Below are 25,872 nucleotides of genomic sequence, written 5' to 3' on the forward strand. Positions count from 1 at the left end.
CTCAGGGTGTCAGTTGATGCAGTAGACGTCGACGAAGTAGGTCACGTCGGCTCCACTGCTGTACGACGCCACGGACACGGACACGGACACGCGGCCCTTGTTGGGCTTGACCCAGTTGCCGTTCGGCGTCAGGACCCTGCCGATGGTGCACCCGGCCTGGTCGACCACGGTGATCTTGTGCGTGCCTTCCTCGACCGCCTCGACGTGCGCCTCGTGGAACGCCAGCCGGCTCGGGGCGTACTCCGAGTACTTCACGTTGGAGGCGCCGAGCGTGTCGGTCCAGGTGGCGGCGAGGCCGTCGACCAGGTCGCCGTTGCGGTGGAACCGGGTGTCGATCTCGACGATGGCGGTCGCCTTCACCTTGTAGTTGTCGGTCTTGCTGTCGCCCGGCACGAAGCAGTGCTTGTTGCCCGCTGCGTTGCAGTCGAGGGCGTCGTACGGCGTGAGCCAGACCTTGTAGACGCCGCCCGGGTTGGGGGTGTCGTCGTAGGGGTAGAGCTGCACGGTGATGCCGCCGTGCTCGCCGTCGATCCCGGTGACGTGGCCGCAGCCTCCGCTCGGGAGGACGTCCTGGAAGAGGCCGTTGTCGCCGATGGTGACGCGACGGCACCCGACGGGGTCGTTGGAGAGCAGGGTCTTGCCCGACGGGCTGGTGACCTGGAAGGCGTAGACGCCCGGCGGCAGGCCGGCGGCGTCGGCGGGGGCGTTGATGCCGGGTCCGCCGTTGAGGTAGACGTCGCGCTTGTCGGCGTAGTGGTTGAGGTTGACCGGGACGCCGGAGGCGTCGCTGGTGAAGATGGCACCGGAGAGCTGGACGAGCGGCGGCGCGGCGACGGCGGCGGTCAACGACAGACCGACCGCGAGCGCGCACACGCTGATGACGCTGAGGATCTTGCGGATCATCGGGACACCCTTCTGGGAGGGCGACCCCGCAAGGGGCCGCCGAGCTGGTCCCCTCCGTGTGACGCTAGGAGTGCTGGTCCGGAGCGGCATCCCCGGAACCGGGTATGTGCCGGGTGCCGTGACGTGGGGGCTAGGCTCGTCGGACTCGAACGGACGTGGGGTGCGACATGGTGGCGAGCAGATCTGCTCGTGAGCGGAAGGCGGCCGCCGAGGCCGGTCCGCTGGCGTCGGTGTCGATCGACCTGGACGGCGACCAGCAGTTCGTCTACAAGATCAGCTGCACGACGTGCCGCGCGAAGGGCCACCGGAAGTGGTCGGCCTACCGCCCCGGCGGCGACAACGGCTTCATGGCCGCGATGGACCGGTGGACCTTCCACCTCACCGAGAAGCACCCGGACGCGGAGGCTCCGTGCCTGGCGTTCCTGCCCGCGGCGCAGCAGCGCCTGCACGAGCGGCGGCAGGCGCAGGGCGGTGCCGACGGCTGAGCGAGCCGGACTTCAGCGCGCTCCGGCCGCCTCGCGGCGCTTGTTCTCCTTGTCGACGGCGACGGCGATGTCGTGGACCAGGCGCGAGTGCCACCGCTCGTGCGTGGCCAGGTCGTCGGTCAGGGCGTGGCAGTCGGGGCAGGCCATCGGCTGTGCGGACGCTTCCATGTGCTCACCTCCAGCAGGACGTCATCCCACGGTGGCACGACCTCGACGGGGCGTCCATGACCCGGTCAGCCCTGCCTCAGGCGCCCGGGGGACGGGTGAGGTGGAAGCGCTCGATGATGTCGTCCAGCCAGGGGACCCGAGCGAGGACCAGCCCGTACTTCTCGGCCAGCGCGCCGAGCTCCTGGGGGTCGGGCGGTCCGGACGCCACCAGGCCGCCGACCGCCCAGAAGAAGTGCTCGAAGCCGGCGGGGCTGATCACCTCGATCATCCGCGCCGGTTCGGAGCCGGCGTTCCACATGGTGTGTGCCTCGCCCCGGGGCTTGGTGATGTAGCCACCGGCCCCGAGCACGACCTCGCGGTCGCCGGACCGGAACCCGATCTCCCCTGCGGTCACGATGGAGTACTCGTCCTCGAGGGTGTGGATGTGGGGCGGCACGCACGCGCCGACAGGGAAGGGGTGCTCGACGATCGAGACCTGCCCGTTGGTCTGCTCGCCGAACAGCTTGAACACGACGCCGATGGTGCCGAGGTCGCGCTCCTCACCTTCTCCCGGCTGCAGGATGGTGAGCTCCGGGGCTGGGGAGGTGGTCATGGTGACGACTCCTGTCGGAAGTTGGAAGTACAGTGGTGTTCTCTCAAAGATTCACCCGGGCGAGGACGGTGTCAACGATTTGAGCGAACATTTGCGTTCGACCGAAAGGCGTGTCTACCGCAAGACGAAGCGCAGCGAGGACGAGGCGAGGACCGCGGCGCGCATCGTCGATGCGGCCGAGACCCTGCACGGCACGCTCGGCCCGTCGCGGACGACCATCGCGGCCATCGCCGCGACCGCAGGCGTGACCCGGGCGACGGTCTATCGACACTTCCCCGACGAGGAGACGCTCTTCCTGGCCTGCTCGGGGCAGTGGCTGGCCCGGCAGCGGCTCCCCGACCCCGAGGTCTGGAGTCGGCACGCGGACCCCGTGCTGCGGCTGCGGGCCGGACTGACGGACCTCTACCGCTACTACCGTGACGGCCACCAGATGCTGGCCCACATCCATCGGGACGCCGAGGTGGTCCCCACCCGCCTCGTCGAGCGTCGCCGCGCGGCTGAGGAGCAGTGGCTCGCCTGCCTGCTCCAGCCCTGGCCCGGACGAGCCGGCAAGATCCTGCGCGCCGCGACCGCGCACGCGGCATCGTTCACGACCTGGCAGTCGCTCTGCCTCGCCCAGGGACTCTCCAACCGCGCTGCCGTCGACCTGATGGTGACGATGGTGGCCGGTCAGGCGGGGTCGGCCGGGCGGACCTCCACGACCGCGGCCGGGTCGATCGGGCCGTAGACGTGCGGGTAGGTCTCGGTCATGCCCGGCGCCGGCACCTCCTCGACGACGGGGGAGGAGAGCAGGTCGGTGTCGACCACGAGCAGCACGAGCGGCTCGGTGACGTCGGCGTAGTACCGCTCGTATACGCCGCGCCACTGGTCCTCCCGGCTGGCGTGGATGTAGCCCTCCTGCTCGAGGGTGACTCCGCGGGTCGAGGTCGTGTAGGCGCCCGAGGTCTGCGCGGCCTCCCAGTCGGCGAGGGTGGCGACGTGGTAGATCCGCATCAGAACAGCCGGTGCTCGGAGTCGTCGATGCCGCGCAGGGCGTCGTAGTCCACGACCGCGCAGGCGATGCCGCGGTCGGTCGCGAGCACACGTGCCTGCGGCTTGATCTCCTGAGCGGCGAAGATGCCCCGGACGGGCCCCTTGCTGGTCAGGAGCGGCTCGCGGTTGAGCAGCTCGAGGTAGCGGGTCAGCTGCTCGACGCCGTCGATCTCGCCGCGGCGCTTGATCTCGACGGCGACGCTGAGCCCCTCGCCGTCGCGGCACATCAGGTCGACCGGGCCGATCGCCGTCGGGAACTCCCGGCGTACGAGCGTGAGGCCGGGGGAGAGGGACGCCGGGTGCTCGGCGAGCAGCTCCTGGAGGTGCTTCTCGACGCCGTCCTTCTGCAGGCCGGGGTCGATGCCGAGGTCGTGGGACGACTCGTGGACGACCTCCTCGATCAGGATCCGGAGCGTGTCGGCCGTCTTGCTGGTGACGGTCCACTCGACCTGGCCGTCGTCGGTGGTGCCCTCGCGGAGGGTGCAGGGCGGCGACATCCAGTTGAGCGGCTTGTAGGAGCCGCCGTCGGAGTGCACGAGGACCGAGCCGTCCGCCTTGATCATCAGGACCCTGGTGGCCATCGGGAGGTGCGCCGTCAGGCGTCCCGCGTAGTCGACCTGGCAGCGCGCAACGACGAGTCTCACGGGCGACGAATCTACAGTGGCCGTCATGACTCCACCGGCCCGCGTCACCCCCGGCATCACCCTCCGCCTCGCGCGGCCCTCGGACCTGCGTCACCTGGCCGCGGTGGAGGACTCGGGCGGGCCGATGTTCGCCGAGGCGTTCGGTGAGGACATCGCCCCCGTGCTGCTGTCGCCGGCCGGGTCGGGCTTCGACCGGGCGCTGCTGCCGGGCTTCATCGTGGTGGCCGGCGTCGACCGCGAGGTCGTGGGCTTCGCCCACGTGCTGGACGTCGAGGGGCACGCCCACCTCGAGCAGATCTCGGTGGTCCCCGAGCAGGGCCGGCGCGGGATCGGATCGGCGCTGGTGGCGGCGGTGCTGGAGGAGGCGCGGTGGCAGGGGTACGACGAGATGTCGCTGTGCACCTACCGTGACCTGCCCTGGAACGGGCCCTTCTACGCGGGCCTCGGCTTCGTCGAGGTGGCCGAGCTCGAGCCCTGGCAGCGGCGCCTCCACGAGCACGAGATCGCGCTCGGCCTGGAGCACAACGGGGCCCGGATCGTCATGACCCGTCCGGTCCGTGGGCGTTTGGATCGTTAAGTTACCGGCGAGTGAAGTGCGCCACGGTGAGCCTCCGTGAGCCGTGCCATGATGCGCCCCATGACGAGCACTTCCCCTGAATCGACCGCGCCCGCAGCCGGCCGCGACTTCGGCACCATCGGCGTGATCGGACTCGGCACCATGGGTGCCGGCATCGCCGAGGTCTTCGCCCGCAACGGCTTCTCCGTCGTGGGTGTCGAGCTCAACGACGACGCGGTGGCCCGCGGTCGCCAGCACCTGGAGCACTCGACCGCGCGCGCCGTGAAGCGCGGCAAGATCACCGAGGCCGAGCAGGCCGAGATCCTGGGGCGGATCCAGCTCACCACCTCGATGAAGGACCTCACCGACGCCGACTTCGTCGTCGAGGCGGTCGTGGAGTCGCTGGAGATCAAGAAGGGCATCTTCCGGGAGCTCGACGACATCGTCGGCCCCGACACCGTGCTCGCCACCAACACCTCCTCGCTCTCGGTCACCGAGATCTCGACGGCCAACTCGCGCCCCGGTCGGGTCATCGGCGTCCACTTCTTCAACCCGGCCCCGGTCCAGAACCTCGTCGAGATCATCCGCACCGTCGTCACCGAGCAGACCGTGCTCGACGACGTGAAGGCGCTCGTCGAGAAGCTCGGCAAGAACCCCGTCGTCTGCGGCGACAAGGCCGGCTTCATCGCCAACACCCTGCTGTTCGGCTACCTCAACCACGCCGTCGCGATGTACGAGGGCAAGTACGCCTCGCGCGAGGACATCGACGCCGCCATGCGCTTCGGCTGCGGCTACCCGATGGGCCCGCTGGCGCTGCTCGACCTGATCGGCCTCGACACGGCGTACGAGATCCTGGACACGATGTACAAGCAGGGCCGCGACCGCCTCCACGCGCCGGCCCCGCTGCTCAAGCAGTACGTCACCGCCGGGCTGCTCGGCCGCAAGTCCGGCCGCGGCTTCTACACCTACGAGGCGCCCGACAGCCCGATCGTCGTCGACGACGCGCACACCCCCAGCGCGGACGACAAGCCCCAGCTCAAGCACGACATCAAGCAGGTCGGCGTCGTCGGGACCGGCACGATGGCCGCGGGCATCGCCGAGGTCTTCGCCAAGGCCGGCTTCGACGTGCTCTTCGTCGGTCGCTCGCAGGACAAGGTCGACGGCGTCCTGGCCACGGTCACCAGGAACTTCGACAAGCAGATCCAGCGCGGCCGCGCGACCGAGGAGGGCAAGGCCGAGGTGCTGGCCCGCCTGACCGGGTCGACCTCGCTGGACGACCTGAAGTCCGTCGACATCGTCGTCGAGGCGATCGCCGAGGACCTCAAGATCAAGACGACCCTCTTCGAGAACCTCGACGAGATCTGCAAGCCCGGCGCCATCCTGGCGACCACGACCTCGAGCCTGCCGATCATCTCGATGGCCAAGGTGACCAAGCGTCCCCAGGACGTCATCGGCATGCACTTCTTCAACCCCGCCACGATCATGAAGCTGGTCGAGGTCGTCTCGACCGTCACCACGGACGAGGACGTCACCGAGACCACGCGCGCGCTGTGCGACCAGGTCGGCAAGGTCGCGGTCTCGTGCGGTGACCGGGCCGGCTTCATCGTCAACGCGCTGCTGTTCCCCTACCTCAACGACGCGGTCAAGATGCTCGAGGCGCACTACGCCACGGCCGACGACATCGACGTCGCGATGAAGCAGGGCTGTGCGCTGCCGATGGGCCCCTTCGAGCTCCTCGACGTGGTCGGCAACGACGTGTCGCTGGCCATCCAGCGCGAGCTCTACCTGGAGTTCCGCGAGCCCGGCTTCGCGCCGGCGCCGCTGCTGGAGCACCTGGTCACGGCCGGCTACCTCGGCCGCAAGACCAAGCGCGGCTTCCGCGACTACAGCGCCCGCTGATCGACCCCGCTGGTCGGGGTGCGATGGGCACCTCGACCAGCGGGTTGGGTGACGAGGGTTACGTCTGCGATCCAGTGGGTACGCCTCTGTGCATGGGAGCAGAGACAGGACGTATCACGACCGACATCCCCGCCCGGCTCGACCGGCTGCCGTGGGCGAAGTGGCACTGGCTGGTGGTGATCGGGCTCGGCACGGTGTGGATCCTCGACGGCCTCGAGGTCACCATCGTCGGCTCGATGTCGACCGCGCTGGCCGACCCCAAGACCGGCCTGGGCATGAGCAGCTACCAGGTGGGCCTCGCCGGCGCGGTGTACGTCGCTGGCGCCTGCCTGGGCGCGCTGTTCTTCGGACAGCTCACCGACCGGCTCGGCCGCAAGAAGCTGTTCCTCATCACGCTGGCGGTCTACACCCTCGCCACCGTGCTCACGGCGTTCTCCATGAACCCCACCTGGTACCTCGGCGCCCGCTTCCTGACCGGCGCCGGCATCGGTGGTGAGTACGCCGCCATCAACTCCGCGATCGACGAGCTGATCCCCGCGAAGTACCGCGGCCGCATCGACGTCGCGATCAACGGCTCGTTCTGGGTCGGTGCCGCGGGCGGCGCCCTGCTGACGATCCCGCTGCTGGACCCGACCCTGGTCGACCAGAGCTGGGGATGGCGCGCGGCGTTCGGCCTCGGCGCGATCCTGGCCGTCGGCATCCTCGTCGTCCGCCGCAACGTGCCCGAGAGCCCCCGCTGGTTGTTCATCCACGGCCGCGAGGACGAGGCCGAGCGGATCGTCACCAGCATCGAGAAGACCGTCACCGACGAGACCGGCAGCCGGCTGGAGCCCGTCTCGGACTCGATCACCATCCGGCAGCGCAAGACGATCAGCATCGCCCTGATCGCGCGGACCGTCTTCACGCTCTACCCCAAGCGCACCGTCCTGTGCTTCTCGCTCTTCGTGGGCCAGGCGTTCCTCTACAACGCCTTCTTCTTCACCTACGGCGACAGCCTGACCACGTTCCTCGGCGTGAAGCAGACCGGCTGGTACATCGCGGTGTTCGCCGTCAGCAACTTCGCCGGCGCGCTGCTGCTGAGCCGGCTCTTCGACACCATCGGCCGGGTCCGGATGATCACGTTCACCTACATCTTCTCCGGCGTGGTCCTGGGCATCACCGGCTTCTTCCTCGGCAGCGTCACCGCCGTGACCCTCACGTTGATCGGGTCGCTGATCTTCTTCTTCGCCTCGGCCGGCGCGAGCGCCGCCTACCTCACGGCGAGCGAGGTGTTCCCGATGGAGACCCGGGCGCTGTGCATCGCGTTCTTCTACGCGATCGGCACCGCTGTCGGCGGCATCACCGGTCCGCTGCTCTTCGGCAAGCTGATCGACGACGCGTCGGCCAGCGGCGACATCACCGGCATCGCGCCCGGCTACTACCTCGGCGCCGTCCTGATGGTCGCCGGCGGGGTCGTGGCGGCGTTCCTCGGGGTGAAGGCCGAGGGCCAGTCGCTCGAGAGCATCGCCCAGCCGCTCACCGCCGAGGACGCGGAGGGGGCCGACCTCAGTCCGGCTGCGGCCGGGGCCTGACCGGCCCGGCCCGCCCGGAGGCGGCTCACCCGGTCATCCGTATCCTGAACGCATGATGGGCGTCGTCGTACTCCTCCTGCTGGTGGGCCTCGGGTTCGCGGTCGTGGCCGCCCGGCGGAACAACGAGAAGCGCCTGGCCGCGCAGCGGGAGGCCGAGCTCGAGCCGGTCCGCAAGCTGGCCTTCGAGGACATCACCGCCCTCGGCGTGGAGCTCCAGTCGCTCGACCTCGACCTGGCGGGCCGCGAGCTCGGGCCGGGCGAGAACGCCGACTACCAACGAGCGCTGGACGCCTACGAGGCGGCCAAGTCGGCCGGCGACGCGATCCAGCGGCCCGACGACGTCAAGCACGTGACCGAGATCCTCGAGGACGGCCGCTACGCGATGGCGTGCGTGCGGGCCCGCGTCGACGGCCGGCCGCTGCCGACCCGCCGGCCGCCGTGCTTCTTCGACCCCCGCCACGGTCTCTCGACCGAGGACGTCCCCTACGCCCCGCCGGGCGGTGCCGTGCGCGACGTACCCGCCTGCGCGCTCGACGCCGAGCGCGTCCGGGCCGGCGCCGAGCCCGACTCACGCATGGTCATGGTCGGGTCCCGACGGGTGCCCTACTGGCAGGGCGGTCGGGCCTACCAGCCCTACGCGAGCGGCTACTTCGGGCACTTCGGCGTCATGGACATGATGTTCATGGGCATGCTGTTCGGCGGCGGCTTCGACGGCCTCGGTGACGGGCTCGGTGCCATCGGCGAGGGGATCGGCGACGGCATCGGGGCGATCGGGGACGGCGTCGGCGACATGTTCGGCGACATCGGGGACATGTTCGACTTCTGACCCCCTCAGCGCCGGCGCAGCTGGGCCGCCTGGAGGAACACCACCCGGCCGTTGACCGAGTCGGAGTCGAGGGTGTCGGGGTCGGAGGCGGCGTAGTCGCCGGTGACGGTGATCGTGTAGGCGCCGGGCTTGACGCCCTTGACCAGCACGTGGGCGATGCCGGTGGTGTAGAGCAGGTCGGTGGTGGTCACGCCGACCTCCTTGCCGGCTGCGTCGGTGACCGTCGCGGTGAAGCTCGCGGCGTTGAAGGCCGTGCCGGGCGTCGGGTAGACGAGCGCGACCTTGAGCGCCGAGACGCCCGACGCCACGGTGACCGTGTGGGTGGCGGTGTAGGAGCCGCCAACGGAGGCCGGGGGAGCGTCCTCCTGCCACAGGTCGGCGCGGGTGACCGCCCACGCGTCCTGGCCGGCGAGCCGGTGGTCGGCCCGCTGCTTCGCGGCCCGCAGGTCGGCGCGCCAGTCGCTGCCGCGGACCAGCGCGACGGCCTTGTCGAGGTTGATGTGGCCGTAGCCGACCTGCCACGAGCCGAGCGTCTTGTCGCCGGCCTTGACCGGCGACGCGGTGGCCTTGATGGCGTCCTGGACCTGGCCGACCGACAGGTGCCTGTTGGCCTGGAGCAGCACGGCGGCGGCGCCGGCGATGTGCGGGGAGGCCATCGAGGTGCCGGAGGCGGAGGCGTTCTCGCCCGGAGGGCACGGGCCGATGACGGTGCCGGTGGTGTCGCAGGAGGAGGAGATGTCCGATCCCGGCGCCATGACGTCGGGCTGGGTGTTGCCGATCCGGTCGCCCGTGAGGACGGTGTGGCCGTCGGCACCGATCGGCACCGCCTTGCCGTTGTCGACCTCGAGGCCGTTGGAGGAGAAGTCCGCACGCTCGCGCTTGAGCGAGCCGGCCGCGACGGAGATGACCCACGGCGCCTGGTTGAAGGGGCTCACGCTGGCCTCGCCGCTGTCGGACCCGGAGTTGCCGGCGGCGAAGACGACCACGACGCCCTTGTCGGAGACGGCCTTGGTGGCGACGTTGACCGGGTCCTGCGGGTCGTACTGCCGGAAGCTGTTGCCCCACGAGTTGTTGATGACGTCGATGGAGAACAGGTCGGGCTGGTCGAGGATGTAGTCGAAGGCCGTCACGACCGCCGTCGTGGTGATGACCGCGCCGATGGCGAAGCAGGCCAGGTCGGCGTCGGGGGCGACACCGAGGTGGTCGGGGCTCGTCGTGCCGTCGGCGGCGATGATGCCAGCGACGTGGGTGCCGTGCCCGCTGCCGAGGTCGGTGTTGTTGAAGGGGCCCTGGTCGATCGGGACGACGAGGGTCGGGTCGGTGCCCTGGTTGGCGTACTCCGGGCTGTAGAGCGTGACGTTGTGCGTGATGTGGTCCGCGAGGTCCGGGTGGGTGCCGTCGCAGCCCGAGTCGATGATGCCGACCGTCTCGCCCTTGCCCGTGAAGCCCTTCGCCCGCAGGGCCTTGGCGGCGCCCACGGTCGAGGACATCGCGTCCGAGGACGCGGTGTCGGTGTACTGCAGCTGCTCGTCGGGGTAGACGTCGGTGCCGATCCCGGACGTGACCGCGGAGGTGATCTGGGCGACCGAGCCCTGGACGAGGGCCATCGGCAGGCGGTGCATCGGCTGCACGGTCAGGCCGAGGCCGCGGAGCGCGCTGACCTGCGCGGCGGTGGGGACCGAGGGGAGCTCGACGATCGCGCGGCCGGTCGGCGTGCCGCCCGCCAGCAGCCGGGCGAGGCCGGGGTGGGTGCCGGCGAGGGCCTGGGCAGAGGCCGACTCGGCGCTGGTGACGCCAGTGGTCGACAGGACGGCAGCGGCGGCGCAGGTGAGCGCCAGGAGCCGGGTGCGGAGGTGCGACATGGGTGGTGGGTCCCTTCTCGGTCGTGACACCACAACGTCGTACGCCGATCGCTGGTTACGGTGACGCCCCCGATAACCTCGGGACATGTCCGCCCCAGCCCGCGCGTCCGGCCTGCACACGACCTCGCTGGGAGAGTCCGGCCAGCGGGTCGTCTTCTGCCACGGGTTGTTCGGGCAGGGCAAGAACTGGACCCGGATCGGCAAGGAGCTCGCCGCCGACCACCGCGTGCTGCTGGTCGACATGCCCGACCACGGGAAGTCGGCGTGGAGCGAGGAGTTCGACTACCTCGCCGCCGCGGACCGGGTCGCCGAGCTCTTCTCCGCCGACGACCCGGTGGCCCTCGTCGGGCACTCGATGGGCGGCAAGATCGCGATGCTCGTCGCCCTGCGCCACCCCGAGCTGGTGGAGCGGTTGTGCGTCGTCGACGTCTCGCCCGTGGCCTATCACCACACCTCCGAGTTCGCCGGCTACATCGAGGCGATGCAGGCCCTCGACCTGGACGCGCTCGAGCGCCGGAGCGAGGCGGACGCGGCCCTGGCGGACGCCGTACCGAACCCGGTCGTGCGGAGCTTCCTGCTCCAGAACCTCCGGCACCACGACGGCTGGTCCTGGCAGCCCAACCTGGACCTGCTCGGGCGCGACCTCGAGCGGCTCGGCGGCTGGCCCGAGGACCGGCTCGAGCCCGGAACGACGTACGACGGTCCGGTGCTGTGGATCGCCGGTCAGAAGTCGGACTACGTGACCGACGACTACGCCGCCGCGATGGACCGGTGGTTCCCGAGGAACCGTCGCGTGACGATCAAGGGCGCCGGGCACTGGGTCCACTCCGAGCAGCCGGAGGTCTTCGGCGAGGTAGTGAAGCGCTTCCTCGGATGACGGTCACCGTCGCGGAGGGCGTCGACCTGTGGACCTCCTCGGGTCCGCCGGCCGCGTCCGGCGCCGCGATGGTGCTGGTCCACGGCGGTCCGGGGCTGTGGGACTACCTCGCGCCCGTCGCCGGCTTGGCCGACGACCTGGTCGTCACCCACCGCTTCGACCAGCGTGGCTGTGGCCACTCCTCGGGCCCGGTCCCCTCGATGACGGACCTGCTGGACGACCTCGAGGCGCTGCGCGTGCACTGGGGCCACGAGCGGTGGATCGTCCTCGGCCACTCCTTCGGTGCCACCGTCGGCCTCGCCTACGCCGCCCGCTTCCCCGACTCCGTCCAGGGGCTCGTGCACTGCAGCGGGGTCGGTCCGGGCACCTCCTGGAAGACCGACCACCGCGCCGCCTCCGCCGCACGGCTCACCGCCTGGCAGCGGATGCGCCGCGACCTGCTCGGGCAGCTCGAGCACCGCACCTGGGCCGAGGAGGTCGAGTGGCGGGCGCTGTCCTGGCTCCCGGACTTCGCCGATCCCGACCGCGCCAGCGCCTGGGCGCACGAGGACGCCCGGGTGCACCTCACGATCAACTGGGACGCCAACCGCGCCCTCAACGCCGAGGTCGACGGCGAGCCCGAGTCCCTCCAGCGCGACCGCTGCCGCGCGGTCCGGTGCCCCACCCTCGTCATCCACGGCGACGGCGACCCCCGTCCGACCTGGAGTGCCGCCGAGGTGGCCGACCTCGTGCCGGACGCCGAGCTCGTCGTGATCCCCGGCGCCGGCCACGACCCCTGGCGAGAGCGGCCGGAGGAGTTCCGGGCACACCTGCGGGCGTTCGTGTCCGGGCTCAGCTGAGTCAGCCCCAGGCACTCCACGTCGCGGAGTACGGGGTCCCGGAGATCTCGGCGCTGCTGCCGATGCTCCGTCCACCGCTCCACTCGTAGCCCTGCTCCAACCAACCCCTCGTCGACGGGGCGCTAACACCAGGGAGCCTTGTGCTCGACTCCGATGCCAACGGCGAGATGCACCGAACTCGCCCCGTCGAAGCTGTAGCGGCGGACGAGCAAGGTGGCAGAGCCTGGATCTGCCGGCACGACGGCGTAGGCGGCGAACTCCGCATCACCGCTCGCAGGTCGCGCGTCACGCGCGAGTAGGCCTCGTCGGGCGGTCCCTCGGTGCCCCAACGATCGCCCATCTCCCCAGCCTAGGCGAGCAGGCGTGTGTCGGTAGGCGTGACGAGGTAGGTCCGGCCGTGGGGTCCGGTCCAGGTGTAGGTGCCGTCGGGATTCCTGGCGTAGTGCCATCGTCGGCTGGTCTTGCAGCGGTGATGCCGCCTGCAAAGTGGGCCGAGACTCTCTGGTCGGGTCTGACCGGGTGGCCCGCCCTCGTCCATCGGCACGTAGGGCTCGATGTGGTCGAGGTCGCAGCCCCGGGAGTCCTTCTGGCACCAGGGGAAGACGCAGTGGGGGTCGCGGAGCCTGACCTGTTCGGCCATCCAGGCCGGCGGGTCGTGCCGGTCCACCGCGTCAGTGCGGCGCATGTCCAGCACGGGGAGGATCGTGGCCCGGGTGCCGGCCAGCCAGTCGCGGATCTTGGTCACCGTCGCCGGGCCGAGGCGCTCGGCCCACCCGGTCGCGGTCGGGTCGGCGAGGTCGTCGGCGTCGATGTGGAGGTACATCCGGGTCACCGGCGTCGCGCCACCAGCACCGGTCTGTGTGGCGATGACACCGACCGCACGGGCCTTGCGGACCTCCAACGACTCCCCGCTCCAGGGACTGTCGTCGGTGAGGAGCTGGTGGGCGGTGGCACAGATCAGGTCGTGCAACGCGGTCACGTCCGCGGTGTCGCCGGTGATCTCCAACGTCGAGGTGCCCGCCCACACCCCGATCCGTCGGGGTGAGCCGTGGGTGAGTCGCACACCCCAGGCGGCCTTGGCCTCGTCCTCGGCGTCGGCGACGGTCTCGGGGTCGAGGTCAGCGACCGCGGTCGCGATGGCGTTCTCGATCGTGGTCACTCCCCAGGCACCCATCCGGTCCGCCAGGGCGGCGTCGACGTGGGCTGCGACCGCGGCGGACTGGGCGGCGCACATTTGCGCGACCCGGCGGGCCCGCCAGGCGGGGACCTCGAGGGCTTCGACCTTGGCCCAGATCCGGGGGTGGCGGTGCTGCAGGTTGAGCGCGTCGGCCATCAGCTGGACCGCTGCGCCGGTGGAGATCTGGAACGCCGCCCCGAGTCCCTCGGCGGCGAACGCAGCGACCAGCGGGGTGCCCTCCCCACCGATCGCCTCGTCACACCGCAGCGCCTCGGGACCCGTCTCGGCCCAGGTCGCGACCCCGGTATCTGCGGTGGCGGGGTGCAGCACGCACCACTGGCCGGCGTAGCGCAGCTTGCGCCGCTCGGCCTGGCGGGACTGGACCTCGGCGTCCTCCATCAACGACACCAGCCAGTCGGCATCCAGGTCATCGACCTGGATCCCCCACCCGCCCTGCATCGTCTCCACCAGCATGGGTCCATTCCAGCAGCGACCGCCGACAGTACCGACCCGCTGACCTGCGGTTGTCCCATCATGCGAGACACTTTTCGAAATTCTTTTCCCACACGGTCGACTCCCGGCTCACCGGGTTTCGAGGCTCGGTTGCTGCGCAACCTCGCACCTCAACCAGCGGGGGGACCCGTGACGACACGGATGCCCAGGAAGACGTCGCCGCCGGACCGTGGGGGCACACAGCACCCTCACGAAAGGAATCCCCATGCTGTCCCACGCAACAACCACTCGCCCACGCCCGGGAGGACCCACCCACCGGCACCCCGCCGTCGTGGTGCACGACCTGGTCGTCCGCCGCGGCGGACGCCTCGTGCTCGACGGCATCTCGCTCGGCATCGGCCGCGGGTCCGTGACCGGCCTGCTCGGGCCGAGCGGCTGCGGCAAGTCGACCCTGATCCGCGCGATCATGGGCATCCAGGTGGTCGAGTCCGGCCGGGTCTCGGTGCTCGGCCAGCCCGCCGGGTCGCCGTCGCCCCGGTCGCGGGTCGGCTACGTGACCCAGCGTCCCGCGCTGTACGACGACCTGACGGTGCGCCAGAACCTCGCCTACTTCGCCAGGCTGACGGGCGCGCCCAGAGACCGCATCGACGAGGCGCTTGCCCTCGTCGACCTGGGCCGGGTCCAGGACCAGCGGACGAGCGACCTGTCCGGCGGCCAGCGGGCGCGGGTGTCCCTGGCCAGCGCCCTCCTCGGCCAGCCCGAGGTCTTGGTGCTCGACGAGCCCACGGTCGGCCTGGACCCGGTGCTGCGGCAGGAGCTCTGGCACACGTTCCGCGGCCTGGCCGAGGCGGGCACCTCGCTGCTCGTCTCCAGCCACGTCATGGACGAAGCGGCGCGCTGCGACGACCTGCTCCTGATGCGGGACGGCACACTGCTCTCCTCCGGACCACCGGACGAGCTGCGGGCCCGGACGGGGGAGCAGGACCTGGAAGCGGCGTTCCTGCAGCTGGCGACGGAGGCATCGTCATGAGCCTGCGCGCCACCGCCGCGACCGCCCGTCGGGTCGCGCTCCAGCTGCGACACGACCACCGCACGCTGGCGCTGCTCCTGGTCGTCCCGTGCGTCCTGGTCACGATCATCCGGTTCGTCTTCGACGACGGCGGCACCTTCGACCGCATCGGCGGGCCGCTGCTCGGTGTCTTCCCGCTGCTGTCGATGTTCCTGGTCACCTCGATCGCGATGCTGCGCGAGCGGACCAGCGGCACCCTCGAACGGCTGCTGACGATGCCGGTCGGCAAGATCGACATCCTCGTCGGGTACGCCGCGGCCTTCGCGGCGGTCGCGGTCGTCCAGGCAGCGCTCGTCGCAACGGTCTCGATGGGTCTGCTCGGCCTCGACGTCCAAGGCCCGACCTGGGCTGTTCTCCTCCTGGGCATCGCGAACGCGCTGCTGGGGATGGCGCTCGGCCTCTTCGTGTCCGCCTTCGCACGCACGGAGTTCCAGGCCGTGCAGTTCCTGCCGGCGTTCCTGCTCCCGCAGCTGCTGCTGTGCGGGCTGCTGACGCCGCGTGACGCCATGGCGCCGGCATTGGAGGCGGTCTCCCGTGCCCTCCCGATGACCTACGCGTACGACGCCCTCGACCGGGTCACCCGCGACGCCGGGGGCGCAGCCGCACCCACCTCCGTGGTGCTCGCCTGCACCGCGCTGGCGTTGGCCTGCGGGGCGCTCACGCTGCGTCGGCGTACGTCCTAGGCAGGGCCGACCAGGCTCGGTTACCGTGATGGGGTGCTCATCGGGCGCGCCGCCGAGCGGGCCGCCATCGAGGGGTTGCTCACACGGGCCGGCGATTCTGACGGGGGAGTCCTCCTCCTGCGGGGCGAGGCCGGAGCGGGCAAGAGCACGCTCCTGGCTCGGGCCGCGCAGGTGGAGGGCTTCCGCGTGCTGCAGGCCACGGGAGTCGAGGCCGAGTCGGAGCTGGCCTACGCCACGGTCCACCAGCTGTTCCACCCGTTGCTGCCGCTGCTGGAGCAGGTCCCTGCGCCGCAGGCCGACGCGGTGCGGGTGGCACTCGGCATGGACGCGGCAGGGCGTACGCCGGACCGCTTCCTCGTCGCGCTGGGCTTCTTGTCCCTCGTGAGCGAGGCCGCGCGCGAGCGGCCGCTCCTGTTGGTGCTCGACGACCTGCAGTGGTGCGACCGGGCCTCGGTCGACGCCGTCCTCTTCCTCGGACGGCGGCTGACGGCCGAGCCGGTCGCGATGCTGCTCGCGGTGCGTGACGAGCCCGGAGCCGGCGCGGGCGATGTCGTCGTCGCACCGGGGTTCCCGGAGCTGGTGCTGGGTGGACTCGAGGACGCGGAGGTCGCCGACCTCGTGGCCGGTGCGGCCGTGGCCCGGCCGTCGGACGAGGTGGCGTCCCTGCTGGCCGGGCGCACGCACGGCAACCCGTTGGCGCTGCTGGAGCTCGCCGGCGACCTCGGGATCGAGCAGCTCACCGGCAAGCGTCCGCTGCCCGACACGCTCCCGGTGGGTGACCGGCTGGGCCGCACGTTCCTCGACCGGTCCGCGGGGCTGTCCCCGGCCGCGGACGACCTGCTGCTGCTGGCGGCCGCGGCCGAGGTCGGCGAGGTCGACCTGCTGGTGCGGGCCGCCGAGCCCGCAGACCCGGCCGCGGCGGTCGCCGAGCTCGAGGCGACCGGCCTGGTCTCGCTGCGTGCGGACCGGCTGACCTTCACGCACCCGCTGGCCCGGTCGGCCGTCCTGGGCGCCGCCACGACGGTCCGCCGCGTCGACGCGCACCGTCGGCTGGCCGACGCGCTGGCCTCGCGCGGCGAGCACGACCGGGCCCTCTGGCACCGGGCCGCGGCCGCGTTGGGGCCCGACGAGGAGCTCGCGGACGCCCTCGAGGACCTGGCCCGACGGTCCGGCGCACGCAGCGGACAGGGCGCCGCATCGGCGGCGTACGAGCGTGCGGCCGCGCTGTCCACCACCTCGGAGGTGCGCACCCGGCGACTGCTCGACGCGGCCGAGGCGGCCTGGCAGTCCGGTGACCCCGCTCGGGCGCGCACGTTGGGCGACCGGGCGGAGGCCGGAGCGGCCCGAGCCGGCAGTCGAGCGCGGCTGCTGCACCTCCGCGCGCGGGCGGCCTCCCGGCGGGGCGAGGTCCGCGTGGCGCACGACCTGCTGCTCAAGGCCGCGGCGCTGCTGCGCGAGGACCAGCCGGGGGCGGCGATGGAGATGTACGCCGAGGCGGTCGAGGGTGCGGCCTACGCCGGGGACCTCGATCGTGTGGCCGCGGTGTCGGAGGCCGCGGTGGGCCTGGGGCCGGGCACGACGACGCGCGAGGAGTTCCTCGTGAGCTGGCTGGCGGTGGGCAACGCCGGTCTGCGCGGCCGCCTGGCCAGCGACGCGGCACTGCTGGAGCGGGTCCTGGCGCTGGGGGAGCGGCTTGAGGACCCACGGCTGCTCGTGTGGGCCGGGATCTCCGCGCTGAACCTCGGGGACGTGCCCGCGATGCAGGGGTTCTACCGCAGGGCGCTCGACGTGGCCCGGGCCGACGGGGCGGTCGCGAGCCTGCCCTACGCCCTGGAGCACGCGTCGATGAGCCAGGCCCTCGCCGGCTCCTACGCCTCCGCGCGGGCGGCCGCCGAGGAGGGGCTGCGGCTCGCGGTCGAGACCGAGCAGCAGCGCTCGGCGAGCATGCTGCTCGCGATCCTGGCCTTCCTCGCCGCCACGACCGGGGACGAGGAGGAGGGCACGCGGTACGCCGAGGACGCCCGCGCGATCGCAGCCCCGCTGGGCCTCGGCCTGCCCACGGCGATGGCGTTGTGGGCCACGGCCCGACTCGACCTCACGGCCGGCCGCTACGACGCCGCCGTCGACCGCCTGCTGACGCTGGCCGGTGCTAGCCCGGAGGTCGGCCACCCGATGGTGACGACGTGGACCACGCCGGACCTGGTCGAGGCGGCGGTCCGGGCCGGCCGGCAGGACGAGGTGCTGGCGGGGGTCGACCGGCTGGTGCAGCTCGCTGAGGCCACCGGGAGGTCCGGCGCGGCCGCCGCGGCCGCGTGGTGCCAGGGGATGCTCGGTGGGCCGGAGGCCGTCGAGCGGCTCACGATGGCGATCGAGGTGTTCCGGCTGGCCCCGTTGCCGCTGGCCGAGGCCCGGGCGCGGCTCGCGCTGGGGGAGCTGCTCCGCCGCGACCGGCAGCCGCGCCTGGCCCGCGAGCACCTCCGGGCCGCCGTCGAGGGGCTCCGGCAGCTGGGGGCGCGGCCCTGGGCCGACAGGGCGGCCGCCGAGCTGCGCGCGAGCGGCGAGTCGGCGCCGGCCCCCGAGACCAACGGTCTCGAGACGCTGACCCCGCAGGAGCTCCAGATCGTGCGCTACGTCAGCCAGGGCTCCTCCAACCGCACCATCGCCGCCCAGCTCTTCATTAGCCCACGGACGGTGGAGTACCACCTCTACAAGGCCTACCCGAAGCTCGGCGTCTCCTCGCGCACCCAGCTGATCGGCGCCTTCCCGGCCGAGCCGGTGCTGGCCACCAGCGGGTGAGAGTCACCGGCAGAACGCGTGCACCGTCATGCCGGGGTGCCGGTCGGTGCCGAAGACGTGGTCCAGGGCCTCGTCCACGAGGCCGGCGGAGTACGTCGGCCGCGGGTGCGGCGTGCGCCGCGTCGGGGCGGGCGTGACGATGACGTGACCGGGGCGCCGGCCGCGCAGGTCGGGCGGCAGGTCCGCCTCACCCGTCCAGCAGTCGTGGGCGGCGAACAGCGTGTCCGGGGAGCCGGCGTCGGGGCCGTCCTGGACCTGGCTGTCCAGGATGCCGGCGCCCGGCAGGAGCCCGGCGGCGACGGCGGCCGCCCCGCCGGCGTACCCGGCTGCGGCGCCACCGACGACCAGGACCGGCGTGAGGACGGCACGGGCCAGGGTCTGGGCGAAGGTACGGCGAGTGGTGGTGCGGGGATGCATGACGACTCCCGGTGGGTGGGAAGGGAAGGGGCCCGCGCGGCGCGGGGGTGCGCCGCGCGGGCCGAGAGTGGGTCAGGCCGCGCCGACGGGAGTCGGCTCGGGCTCCGGCTCGGGGTGCTCCGAGGCCTCGATCGTGAGCGGGGGCAGCACCCGGTCCAGCCAGCGCGGGATGTACCAGGCCCGGCGGCCCAGCAGGTGCATCAGCGCCGGGACCAGCACCATCCGGACGACCAGCGCGTCCACGAGGATCGCGACACCGAGGCCGACACCGAACGCCTTGACCGTGCGGTCGTCGCCGAGGACGAATGCCCAGAAGACGACGCCCATGATGATGCCGGCGGCGACGATCACCTTGCCGATGGCGGCGACGCCGGTGCGGACCGCCCCGCGGGCGTCACCGGTCCGGACGTACTCCTCGCGGATCCGGCTGACCAGGAAGACCTCGTAGTCCATCGACAGACCGAACAGGATCGAGAGCACGACCATCGGGATGAACGACTCGGTCGGTCCGGTCACGTCGAGCCCGATCGCGTTGCCGAACCAGCCCCACTCGAAGACCGCGGTCAGGGCGCCGAAGGCTGCGAAGGCCGACAGCATCGTGGTCAGCGCCGCCTTGGCCGCCACCACGACCGACCGGAACGCCATCGACAGGATCAGGAACGTGATGCCGACGATGTAGAGCAGGAAGAGCGGCATCCGGCTGTCGATCTTGCTCGCGATGTCCTCGTACGATGCCGTCGCGCCGCCGACGTACGCGTGGGCCGGTGAGCCCTCGAGGGCCGCAGGGATCACGTCGTCGCGCAGCCGGTGCAAGGTCGCGGCCGTCTCCTCCGACTGCGGCGAGGTCGTGAGGATGACCGGCAGCTGCGCGGTGTCCCCGGCCTCGTTGACGAGCGGCTCGGCGACGGCAGCGACCCCGGGGTCCTGGGCGATCGCGGCGGCCAACTCCTCGGTCGCGTGCGGGTCGCCGGTCTGGTCGACCGCGACGAAGAGCGGGCCGTTGATGCCCGGGCCGAAGCCCTCGGCCAGCAGGTCGTAGGCCTTGCGGGTGGTCGTGTCCGACGGGTTGGTCCCCGCGTCGGCCGTCCCCAGCCGCTGGTCGGTGGCCGGGATCGCGAGCAGGCAGACGATGGCCAGCGCCGCGGTCGCCATCGACTTCGGGTGCCGGGTGACCAGCCCCGCCCACCGGGCGAACGGGCCGCGGTCGGGATTCGGCGTCCTGCGGCGGCGGGCCGGCAGCCGGCCCCAGTCGATGCGGTGCCCGACGAGGGCCAGGACGGCCGGGAGCAACGTGATGGCGGTGAGCACCGCTCCCACGACCGTCATGGCCGCGCCGATGCCGAGCTTGGCGACGAAGGGGATGCCGACGACCGCGAGGCCCGAGATCGACACCGCCACGGTCGCGCCCGCGAAGATCACGGCCCGGCCGGCGGTCGAGGTCGCGATGATCGCGGCGTCCCTCGAGGTGTGGCCGTCCGCCAGCGCCTGGCGGAATCGCGTCACGATGAACAGCGCGTAGTCGATGCCGACGCCGAGCCCGATCATCACCGCCAGCGTGGGGGTGACCTCGTTGAAGTCGGTGAAGCCGGCGGCCAGCGTCAGCAGGGTCATGCCGAGCCCGACCGAGACCAGCGCGGTGGTGATGGGGATCGCCATCGCCATGGCCGAGCCGAGGACGACGAGCAGCACGAGCATCGCCGCGGCCATGCCGAGGATCTCGCTGGTGTGGCTCTCGGGCTGCACGCTGTCCATGACCGAGCCGCCGAACTCGATCTGGAGGTCGGTGCCGTCCGTCGCCGCCCGGACGTCGTCCTCGAGCTGCTGCACGTCGGCGTCGTCGATCTCGGCCGACGGCTTGTCGAACTGGACGTCGGCGAAGCCAATGGTGCCGTCCTCGGAGATGCCGCCGCCCTTGCCGGCGTACGGGTCGCCGACGCTGATCACGCCGGGGACGTCGGCTGCGGCCGCGCGGGCGGCCTTGACGTCGGCCCGGGCGGCGTCGTCGCCGAGGTGGCCCTGCTCGCTGTGGAACACGATCTGCGCCGCGTCGCCGGCCCGCTCGGGGAACTTCTCCTGGAGCAGGTCGACGGCCTGCTGGGTCTCCGAGCCGGGGATCACGAACTCGTTGACGAGGGCGCCTCCGAAGGTGCTGGAGGCCATGACGATCGCGAGGAGCGCGGTCGCCCAGATGACGATGGTCCGGACCGGGTGCGTGGCCCCGGCCCGGGCCACCGCCGTCAGCGCGCCTCGTGTCGGCACGCCGTCGGGTCGCGCTGACCCGTGGGTGGGGGATGACATGGTGGGTCTCTCCTTGAGATGGGGTGTGGCTCTGTGCCAGCCCTCACCTTCGGCGAGGCGAGGACCCCGCGGCATCCGTGACATCACCGGTGCAGGCCCCGGTGGACGCCGCGGCATACGCTCCGGCCATGGCGACGACGCAGCAGGCGATGGCGACGGGGAGCAGGTCCGCGTCCGGCCTCGGGTTCGCGGCGCTGTCGGCGATGTCCTTCGGGCTGTCGGGAGCCCTGGCCAAGGGCCTGCTCGACGCCGGATGGACGCCGGGGGCAGCCGTCGCCGTGCGCATCCTCGTGGCGGCCGCCGTGCTCGTGGTGCCGGCGGCGCTGGCGCTGCGCGGCCGGTGGGGGCTGCTGCGTCCCAACGCCGGCCTGGTGCTGGCCTACGGCCTCGTCGCCGTGGCGGGGTGCCAGCTGGCCTACTTCAACGCGGTCGAGCACATGCAGGTCGGCGTGGCGCTCCTCATCGAGTACACCGCCCCGGTCGCGGTGGTCGGCTGGCTGTGGCTCAGGCACGGCCAGCGTCCCGGCCCGCTGACCGTCGTGGGCGGTGCCGTCGCCGCCGCCGGCCTGGTGCTGGTGCTGGACCTGGTGTCCGGCGCGGACCTCAGCGCCCTCGGCGTCCTGTGGGCGCTCGGGGCGATGGTCGGCGCCGCGACGTACTTCGTGCTCTCCGCGCACGAGGGCAACGGGCTGCCGCCGATCGTGCTGGCGGCCGCCGGTCTGGTGCTCGGCGCGACCGCGCTGCTCGTGGCGGGTGCGGTCGGTGTCGTGCCCATGCACGTCTCCGCGGCCCGGGTGGAGTACGCCGGCACCGAGGTGGCCTGGTGGGTCCCGGTGCTGGGCCTGGGCGTGGTGACGGCGGCGCTGGCCTACGTCACCGGCATCGCCGCGTCGCGGCGCCTCGGATCGCGGCTGGCGTCGTTCGCGGCGCTGCTGGAGGTGCTGTTCGCGTTGGTCTTCGCGTGGCTCCTGCTCGACGAGCTGCCGCGCGGTATCCAGTTCCTCGGCGGCGCGCTCGTCCTGACCGGCGTGGTCGTGGTGAAGCTCGGCGAGCGGGAGGTGGCTCCGGCCCCGCCCGTCGAGCCGCTGGTCTGAGGGAACGCATGGCCCGTCGCGCGCGTCTGTCCTCCATGGTCGATCTCCGGCGCCACCTCTTCCCGCTGCTCGCGGCCCTCGCCGTCCTGGCCGTCACGGCGGTCGGCGTCACGGTCGGCTGGCTGACCGGCCCCGACGACCGACGCGTCCACGGCGGTGCCTCGCCGGGGGAGGTGCGCACGGAGTACTGGCGCGATGCCCAGGTCGACGTGCCGGCCGAGTGGGGGTGGGGCAGCGCCCCGGAGTCCGGCCCGGTCGAAGGAGCGGACGACGGCCTCTTCTGGTGCGGCGAGCCCGGCGCTCTCGTGACCAGCGACGGCACGCGACTGCAGGAGGCGGACCCGACCATGCCCTACGTCGGGCGGCCCCTGGGGCAGTCCGACATGTGCCAGGGCGGGATCGCGGACGCGACGCCGCAGGCGCCGTACCTCTGGATCGGGGTGCCGCTGGAGCCCGGCCGCACCGACCTGGGCGGCGGCTGGGTGCGCGAGACCCGCGAGGTCAACGGCAGCACGGTGACGGTCGCGACCCGGGACGCCGCCCTGCGCGAGCGGATCCTGGACTCGGCGCGGGGGAGCGAGAACTGCTTCAGCGAGCTCGACGCGATGCCGGCCGTCGACGGCGAGGACCACCAGCAGCCCGGCACGGTCTGCGCCTACCGCACGGTCGAGAGCCTCGACCGCTTCGACCTCGTGTACGCCGCGGAGTTCACCGGCGAGCCGGCCTTCGACGCGGCCGCGGGCCGGGCAGGGGAGGCGGCGTCGTGCGAGCGTCCCGGGCAGGAGTTCGTCGTGCTGACCGCGGCCGACGGATCGGTCCGGGTCGTCGACACGGGCTGCCCGCGGATCGAGGTGGCGCCGGGGGACTACCGCGCCCTGACGCCGGCGACGACGGAGCCGTGGGCCACCGGCGGACTCCCGGTCGTGCTGACCGGTCCGTTCCTGGGCGACCCACGGCTCGCGCCGTGGTTCGTCGGCGTGCAGGGGTGAGCTGCGACTAGCGCGCGTCCTGCCGGGGCATCAGGACCTCACGCACGAGCAGCAGGATCGCGGCGGCCGTGGGGATGGCGAGGAGCGCCCCCACGACGCCGAGCAGTCCGGCGCCGATCAGCGCGGCGATCACGATGACGGCCCCCGGGATGTCGACCGAGCGCGACATCACCCGCGGGTAGATCACGTAGTTCTCGAGCTGTTGGTAGACCACGTAGAAGACCAGGCAGGCCAGGCCCATCGTGGGGTCGGTCGCGAAGGCGATCGCGGTCACGATCACGGCGCCGATGGTGGCGCCGATCATCGGGATCACGTCGAGCAGGGCGACCACGAAGGCCAGCGCCACGGCGTACTGGCCGAGCCCGATGGCGAACAGGAACACCAGCGTGGACACGCCGGCCGCGACGGCGACGACGAACGCCCCCGACACGTAGGAGCCGACGTTGCTCAGGATCTGGTCCCCGAGGCTGCTCACCCGCGGCCGGCGCGAGGCCGGGGCGAGGTGGTAGAGCGCGCTCTTGGTCGCCGGGAGGGAGGCCAGGAAGTAGAGCGTGAGGACGGTGATGATGAAGATGTTGGCCAGGGCCGACAGGACGGCGATGCCGATGCCGAGCACGCCACCGAAGGCCGTCGAGGCGAACTTCCCGTGGGCCAGGTAGTCCTTGGCCTTGGTGATGATGTCGTACTGATCGTCGAGCTTCTGGACCTGGTGGTTGTGCTCGAGCCGGTCGAGCCAGTCCGGGGCGTTCGCCACCAGCTGGCTCACCTGGTCGCTGATGACCGGCACGATGGCGACGAGGAACAGCGCCAGCGCCACGATCACCAGCGCCGTCACGGCGGCCACTGACCAGGCTCGCTTGAGCCCCCGGCGCATGAAGAACTCCACGACGGGGTTCAGCCCCACCGCCAGGAAGAAGGCGACCACCACGAGGATGAGGGTGTTGCCGACCGCGAGGATCTGGTGGCCGAGCCAGATGGCCAGGATCGCCCCGAGGGCACCGAAGAAGCCGATGTAGAACGGTGAGTGCCGGGGGAGCGGGTCGCCGGGCTCGACGTCCTCGATCTCCTCCTCCAGGAGGAAGTCCTCGACGTCGAGGACCTCGATGACCTCCTCGGCGGCGGACTCCGCACGGTCGGCGGCGTCCTCGGCCCGATCAGCCGACTGCTCGGCGTGCTGGGCCGCCTCCTCGGCCTCCCCGACCGCCTTGTCGGCGGCGGCCGGGTCGGGGCGGTCTGTCACTCGTCGTCCCCGAAGCCCGCCACCACGTCGCGGAGGGAGGCGAGCTGCGCCGCGATCGCGTCGCGGCGCTTGGTCATCCGGTCGACCTCGGCCTTGATGGCGGCCAGGTGGCGCTCGGCCTCGGCGTCGCCCGACGAGGTGATCGAGTCGGCCTGGGTGCGGGCCGAGGCGACGATCTGCTCGGCCTCGCGGCGGGCCCGGGTCAGCAGCGACTCGGACTCGGCCTGCGACTGCTGACGGACCTTGGCGGCACTGGCCGTGGCCTCGCGGGAGCGCTCCTCGGCGGCGTCGGCGCGCTGCTCGGCCTCCTCGACGAGTCGCTTGGTCTCGGCGGTGGCGCTGGTGTGGTGGTCGGTGGCCTCGCGGGCGAGGCGCTCCTTCTCCACGGCCAGCGCGCGGCGGGCCTCCTGGACCTCGCGGTCGGCGGCGGCCCGGGCCTGCTCGGACTCGCGCTTGGCCGACGTGCGCAGCTCGTTGGTCTCCTGCTGGGCGGCCAGCCGGATCTGGTCGGCCTGGCGCTTGGCGGAGGCGAGCGTGTCGGCGGCCTCGGCCTTGGCCAGGGCGAGCTCCTGCTCGGCGTCGGCCACGAGGCGCGAGCGGCTCTCGTCGAGCTCCTTGAGCTGGACGACCTTCATGTCGTCGGCCTCGCGGAGCGCGTCGGCCCTGATGGCCTTGGCGTCGCGGGAGGCCTGCTCGCGGATCTCCGCGGCGTCACGCTGGGCGTTGGTGCGGACCTCGTCGGCCTCTTCCTCGGCCAGGCGCAGCATCGCGCTGGCGCGGCCGCCGAGCCCGGCGTAGGAGGGGCTGGCGTTCTCGGCGAGCTCGGTGCGCGCCTGCTCGAGCTCGGCCTCGAGCGCGGCGACGCGCTTCTCGGCCTCGCCCAGGCGGTCGCCCAGGCCGGACCTCTCGCTGGCGATGCTGCGCAGGTGCGCGTCGACGGCGTCGCGGTCGTAGCCGCCGCGGCGTACGACGGGGAAGCCGGCCTGGCTGGTCGCCGGGGCGGTGGGGGCGCTGGTCGTGGTGGGCCGCGGCGCCGAGGCGGCCGAGGCGGCTGCGGTGGCCGGACGTGCGGGCGGGATGACCGGCTTGGGCGCCGCCATCCGCTGGGCGGGGGCGGACTGGACCACCGGCACCTGCTGGGTGCGCTCGTTGTCGGCGTCGGAGTTCCTGGACACGGTGGGGATGACCTGCGTGGCGTCGCTGTCGGCCGTCCCGCCATCGTCGGACGCGGGAGCCTCCGGCTCGTTGTCGAAGATGGACAGACCCTGGTCGCTCATGGCAGCGCTACCTCTTCCCGGATATTGGTGGACGTCGGGGCCAGTCTCCCCGATCGCCCGCAAACAACCCACCCCGGCTCGCGGACGAATCCGTGAACCGGGGTGGTGGGCGGGGTGAGGGTTGT

At 72.2% G+C, this 25,872-nt stretch carries 24 protein-coding genes; 13 read left to right on the forward strand and 11 right to left on the reverse strand.

Going from position 1 to position 25,872, the window contains the following annotated elements:
* Nucleotides 1–9: 9 nt before the first annotated feature.
* Complete coding sequence (locus FB382_RS04650; protein ID WP_182537197.1) at nt 10–903, reverse strand: hypothetical protein; 894 nt, start codon at nt 901–903, stop codon at nt 10–12.
* 230 nt (nt 904–1,133) lie between these two features.
* Here FB382_RS04650 and FB382_RS04655 point away from each other — a divergent pair, with 230 nt between their 5' ends.
* Nucleotides 1,134–1,388, forward strand: a complete 255-nt coding sequence (locus FB382_RS04655) for a hypothetical protein (protein WP_343055485.1) — start codon at nt 1,134–1,136, stop codon at nt 1,386–1,388.
* A 12-nt stretch (nt 1,389–1,400) separates the two neighbouring features.
* Here FB382_RS04655 and FB382_RS04660 read toward each other — a convergent pair whose 3' ends face one another.
* A complete protein-coding gene (locus FB382_RS04660; RefSeq protein WP_182537200.1) occupies nt 1,401–1,556 on the reverse strand; it encodes a hypothetical protein in 156 nt (51 codons plus the stop codon).
* A 76-nt stretch (nt 1,557–1,632) separates the two neighbouring features.
* Nucleotides 1,633–2,148, reverse strand: coding sequence for a cupin domain-containing protein (locus tag FB382_RS04665; RefSeq protein WP_182537202.1), 516 nt, complete (start codon nt 2,146–2,148; stop codon nt 1,633–1,635).
* A gap of 91 nt (nt 2,149–2,239) precedes the next feature.
* Between FB382_RS04665 and FB382_RS04670 the strand changes: the two genes are divergently transcribed.
* Complete coding sequence (locus FB382_RS04670) at nt 2,240–2,875, forward strand: TetR/AcrR family transcriptional regulator (protein WP_220481258.1); 636 nt, start codon at nt 2,240–2,242, stop codon at nt 2,873–2,875.
* Here FB382_RS04670 and FB382_RS04675 read toward each other — a convergent pair.
* Together FB382_RS04675 and nucS are read right to left on the reverse strand one after the other, a co-directional pair.
* Nucleotides 2,818–3,141 carry a DUF952 domain-containing protein gene (locus FB382_RS04675; protein ID WP_182537206.1) on the reverse strand — a complete coding sequence of 108 codons (324 nt, stop codon included), beginning with the start codon at nt 3,139–3,141 and terminating at the stop codon, nt 2,818–2,820. The genes FB382_RS04670 and FB382_RS04675 overlap by 58 nt on opposite strands.
* The gene (gene nucS / locus FB382_RS04680; RefSeq protein WP_182537208.1) at nt 3,141–3,824 is read right to left on the reverse strand and encodes an endonuclease NucS; all 684 of its coding nucleotides are present in this window, start codon (nt 3,822–3,824) and stop codon (nt 3,141–3,143) included. Before nucS ends, FB382_RS04675 begins: the two co-directional genes overlap by 1 nt.
* A gap of 25 nt (nt 3,825–3,849) precedes the next feature.
* On the opposite strand from nucS, the gene FB382_RS04685 reads away from it, so the two are divergent.
* The 4 genes from FB382_RS04685 (at nt 3,850) to FB382_RS04700 (ending at nt 8,676) form a co-directional block, all read left to right on the forward strand.
* Nucleotides 3,850–4,401 carry a GNAT family N-acetyltransferase gene (locus tag FB382_RS04685; RefSeq protein ID WP_182537210.1) on the forward strand — a complete coding sequence of 184 codons (552 nt, stop codon included), beginning with the start codon at nt 3,850–3,852 and terminating at the stop codon, nt 4,399–4,401.
* A 60-nt stretch (nt 4,402–4,461) separates the two neighbouring features.
* Complete coding sequence (locus tag FB382_RS04690; protein ID WP_246377087.1) at nt 4,462–6,279, forward strand: 3-hydroxyacyl-CoA dehydrogenase family protein; 1,818 nt, start codon at nt 4,462–4,464, stop codon at nt 6,277–6,279.
* A gap of 92 nt (nt 6,280–6,371) precedes the next feature.
* Nucleotides 6,372–7,850, forward strand: coding sequence for an MFS transporter (locus FB382_RS04695; RefSeq protein WP_182537212.1), 1,479 nt, complete (start codon nt 6,372–6,374; stop codon nt 7,848–7,850).
* Between the two features lie 52 nt (nt 7,851–7,902).
* Nucleotides 7,903–8,676, forward strand: coding sequence for a hypothetical protein (locus FB382_RS04700; protein WP_182537214.1), 774 nt, complete (start codon nt 7,903–7,905; stop codon nt 8,674–8,676).
* A 5-nt stretch (nt 8,677–8,681) separates the two neighbouring features.
* On the opposite strand, the gene FB382_RS04705 is transcribed toward FB382_RS04700, so the two are convergent.
* Nucleotides 8,682–10,538 carry a S8 family peptidase gene (locus FB382_RS04705; protein ID WP_182537216.1) on the reverse strand — a complete coding sequence of 619 codons (1,857 nt, stop codon included), beginning with the start codon at nt 10,536–10,538 and terminating at the stop codon, nt 8,682–8,684.
* 85 nt (nt 10,539–10,623) lie between these two features.
* Between FB382_RS04705 and FB382_RS04710 the strand changes: the two genes are divergently transcribed.
* Nucleotides 10,624–11,415 (forward strand): alpha/beta fold hydrolase, encoded by a 792-nt coding sequence (locus tag FB382_RS04710; protein WP_182537218.1) that lies wholly within the window; start codon nt 10,624–10,626, stop codon nt 11,413–11,415.
* On the forward strand, nt 11,412–12,254 hold the full coding sequence (locus tag FB382_RS04715) for an alpha/beta fold hydrolase (protein WP_182537220.1): 843 nt from the start codon (nt 11,412–11,414) through the stop codon (nt 12,252–12,254). Before FB382_RS04710 ends, FB382_RS04715 begins: the two co-directional genes overlap by 4 nt.
* Before the next feature lie 349 nt (nt 12,255–12,603).
* Here FB382_RS04715 and FB382_RS04720 read toward each other — a convergent pair whose 3' ends face one another.
* Nucleotides 12,604–13,905, reverse strand: a complete 1,302-nt coding sequence (locus FB382_RS04720) for an HNH endonuclease signature motif containing protein (protein WP_182537222.1) — start codon at nt 13,903–13,905, stop codon at nt 12,604–12,606.
* A gap of 310 nt (nt 13,906–14,215) precedes the next feature.
* Between FB382_RS04720 and FB382_RS04725 the strand changes: the two genes are divergently transcribed.
* The 3 genes from FB382_RS04725 to FB382_RS22785 are packed head-to-tail and all read left to right on the forward strand — an operon-like array spanning nt 14,216 to nt 18,432.
* Entirely contained in the window at nt 14,216–14,914 is a 699-nt protein-coding gene (locus FB382_RS04725) for an ABC transporter ATP-binding protein (RefSeq protein WP_343055486.1), read from the forward strand.
* Nucleotides 14,911–15,636 (forward strand): ABC transporter permease, encoded by a 726-nt coding sequence (locus FB382_RS04730; protein ID WP_182537226.1) that lies wholly within the window; start codon nt 14,911–14,913, stop codon nt 15,634–15,636. Before FB382_RS04725 ends, FB382_RS04730 begins: the two co-directional genes overlap by 4 nt.
* A gap of 33 nt (nt 15,637–15,669) precedes the next feature.
* Nucleotides 15,670–18,432: an AAA family ATPase gene (locus tag FB382_RS22785; RefSeq protein ID WP_182537228.1), complete on the forward strand. Its 2,763-nt coding sequence runs from the start codon at nt 15,670–15,672 to the stop codon at nt 18,430–18,432.
* A gap of 3 nt (nt 18,433–18,435) precedes the next feature.
* Here the strand turns inward: FB382_RS22785 and FB382_RS04740 are convergent, their stop codons facing one another.
* A complete protein-coding gene (locus FB382_RS04740; RefSeq protein ID WP_182537230.1) occupies nt 18,436–18,849 on the reverse strand; it encodes a hypothetical protein in 414 nt (137 codons plus the stop codon).
* Between the two features lie 72 nt (nt 18,850–18,921).
* Nucleotides 18,922–21,147, reverse strand: a complete 2,226-nt coding sequence (locus FB382_RS04745; RefSeq protein ID WP_182537232.1) for an MMPL family transporter — start codon at nt 21,145–21,147, stop codon at nt 18,922–18,924.
* A 128-nt stretch (nt 21,148–21,275) separates the two neighbouring features.
* On the opposite strand from FB382_RS04745, the gene FB382_RS04750 reads away from it, so the two are divergent.
* Nucleotides 21,276–22,241: an EamA family transporter gene (locus FB382_RS04750; protein WP_182537234.1), complete on the forward strand. Its 966-nt coding sequence runs from the start codon at nt 21,276–21,278 to the stop codon at nt 22,239–22,241.
* A gap of 8 nt (nt 22,242–22,249) precedes the next feature.
* Nucleotides 22,250–23,230, forward strand: coding sequence for a hypothetical protein (locus tag FB382_RS04755; protein WP_182537236.1), 981 nt, complete (start codon nt 22,250–22,252; stop codon nt 23,228–23,230).
* A 7-nt stretch (nt 23,231–23,237) separates the two neighbouring features.
* Here the strand turns inward: FB382_RS04755 and FB382_RS04760 are convergent, their stop codons facing one another.
* On the reverse strand, nt 23,238–24,470 hold the full coding sequence (locus tag FB382_RS04760) for an AI-2E family transporter (protein WP_343055487.1): 1,233 nt from the start codon (nt 24,468–24,470) through the stop codon (nt 23,238–23,240).
* On the reverse strand, nt 24,467–25,747 hold the full coding sequence (locus FB382_RS04765; RefSeq protein ID WP_182537238.1) for a DivIVA domain-containing protein: 1,281 nt from the start codon (nt 25,745–25,747) through the stop codon (nt 24,467–24,469). The genes FB382_RS04760 and FB382_RS04765 overlap by 4 nt, the downstream gene beginning before the upstream one ends.
* Between the last annotated feature and the right edge of the window lie 125 nt (nt 25,748–25,872).

It is taken from the genome of Nocardioides ginsengisegetis, assembly GCF_014138045.1.
GTDB lineage: Bacteria > Actinomycetota > Actinomycetes > Propionibacteriales > Nocardioidaceae > Nocardioides > Nocardioides ginsengisegetis.

Bases quoted from the DNA above. Each gene is read 5' to 3' on its own strand.
- FB382_RS04650 (WP_182537197.1), bottom strand. From the start codon at position 903: ATGATCCGCAAGATCCTCAGCGTCATCAGCGTGTGCGCGCTCGCGGTC.
- FB382_RS04660 (WP_182537200.1), bottom strand. From the start codon at position 1,556: ATGGAAGCGTCCGCACAGCCGATGGCCTGCCCCGACTGCCACGCCCTG.
- FB382_RS04665 (WP_182537202.1), bottom strand. From the start codon at position 2,148: ATGACCACCTCCCCAGCCCCGGAGCTCACCATCCTGCAGCCGGGAGAA.
- FB382_RS04675 (WP_182537206.1), bottom strand. From the start codon at position 3,141: ATGCGGATCTACCACGTCGCCACCCTCGCCGACTGGGAGGCCGCGCAG.
- FB382_RS04685 (WP_182537210.1), top strand. From the start codon at position 3,850: ATGACTCCACCGGCCCGCGTCACCCCCGGCATCACCCTCCGCCTCGCG.
- FB382_RS04690 (WP_246377087.1), top strand. From the start codon at position 4,462: ATGACGAGCACTTCCCCTGAATCGACCGCGCCCGCAGCCGGCCGCGAC.
- FB382_RS04695 (WP_182537212.1), top strand. From the start codon at position 6,372: ATGGGAGCAGAGACAGGACGTATCACGACCGACATCCCCGCCCGGCTC.
- FB382_RS04700 (WP_182537214.1), top strand. From the start codon at position 7,903: ATGATGGGCGTCGTCGTACTCCTCCTGCTGGTGGGCCTCGGGTTCGCG.
- FB382_RS04705 (WP_182537216.1), bottom strand. From the start codon at position 10,538: ATGTCGCACCTCCGCACCCGGCTCCTGGCGCTCACCTGCGCCGCCGCT.
- FB382_RS04710 (WP_182537218.1), top strand. From the start codon at position 10,624: ATGTCCGCCCCAGCCCGCGCGTCCGGCCTGCACACGACCTCGCTGGGA.
- FB382_RS04715 (WP_182537220.1), top strand. From the start codon at position 11,412: ATGACGGTCACCGTCGCGGAGGGCGTCGACCTGTGGACCTCCTCGGGT.
- FB382_RS04720 (WP_182537222.1), bottom strand. From the start codon at position 13,905: ATGCTGGTGGAGACGATGCAGGGCGGGTGGGGGATCCAGGTCGATGAC.
- FB382_RS04730 (WP_182537226.1), top strand. From the start codon at position 14,911: ATGAGCCTGCGCGCCACCGCCGCGACCGCCCGTCGGGTCGCGCTCCAG.
- FB382_RS04740 (WP_182537230.1), bottom strand. From the start codon at position 18,849: ATGCATCCCCGCACCACCACTCGCCGTACCTTCGCCCAGACCCTGGCC.
- FB382_RS04745 (WP_182537232.1), bottom strand. From the start codon at position 21,147: ATGTCATCCCCCACCCACGGGTCAGCGCGACCCGACGGCGTGCCGACA.
- FB382_RS04750 (WP_182537234.1), top strand. From the start codon at position 21,276: ATGGCGACGACGCAGCAGGCGATGGCGACGGGGAGCAGGTCCGCGTCC.
- FB382_RS04755 (WP_182537236.1), top strand. From the start codon at position 22,250: ATGGCCCGTCGCGCGCGTCTGTCCTCCATGGTCGATCTCCGGCGCCAC.
- FB382_RS04765 (WP_182537238.1), bottom strand. From the start codon at position 25,747: ATGAGCGACCAGGGTCTGTCCATCTTCGACAACGAGCCGGAGGCTCCC.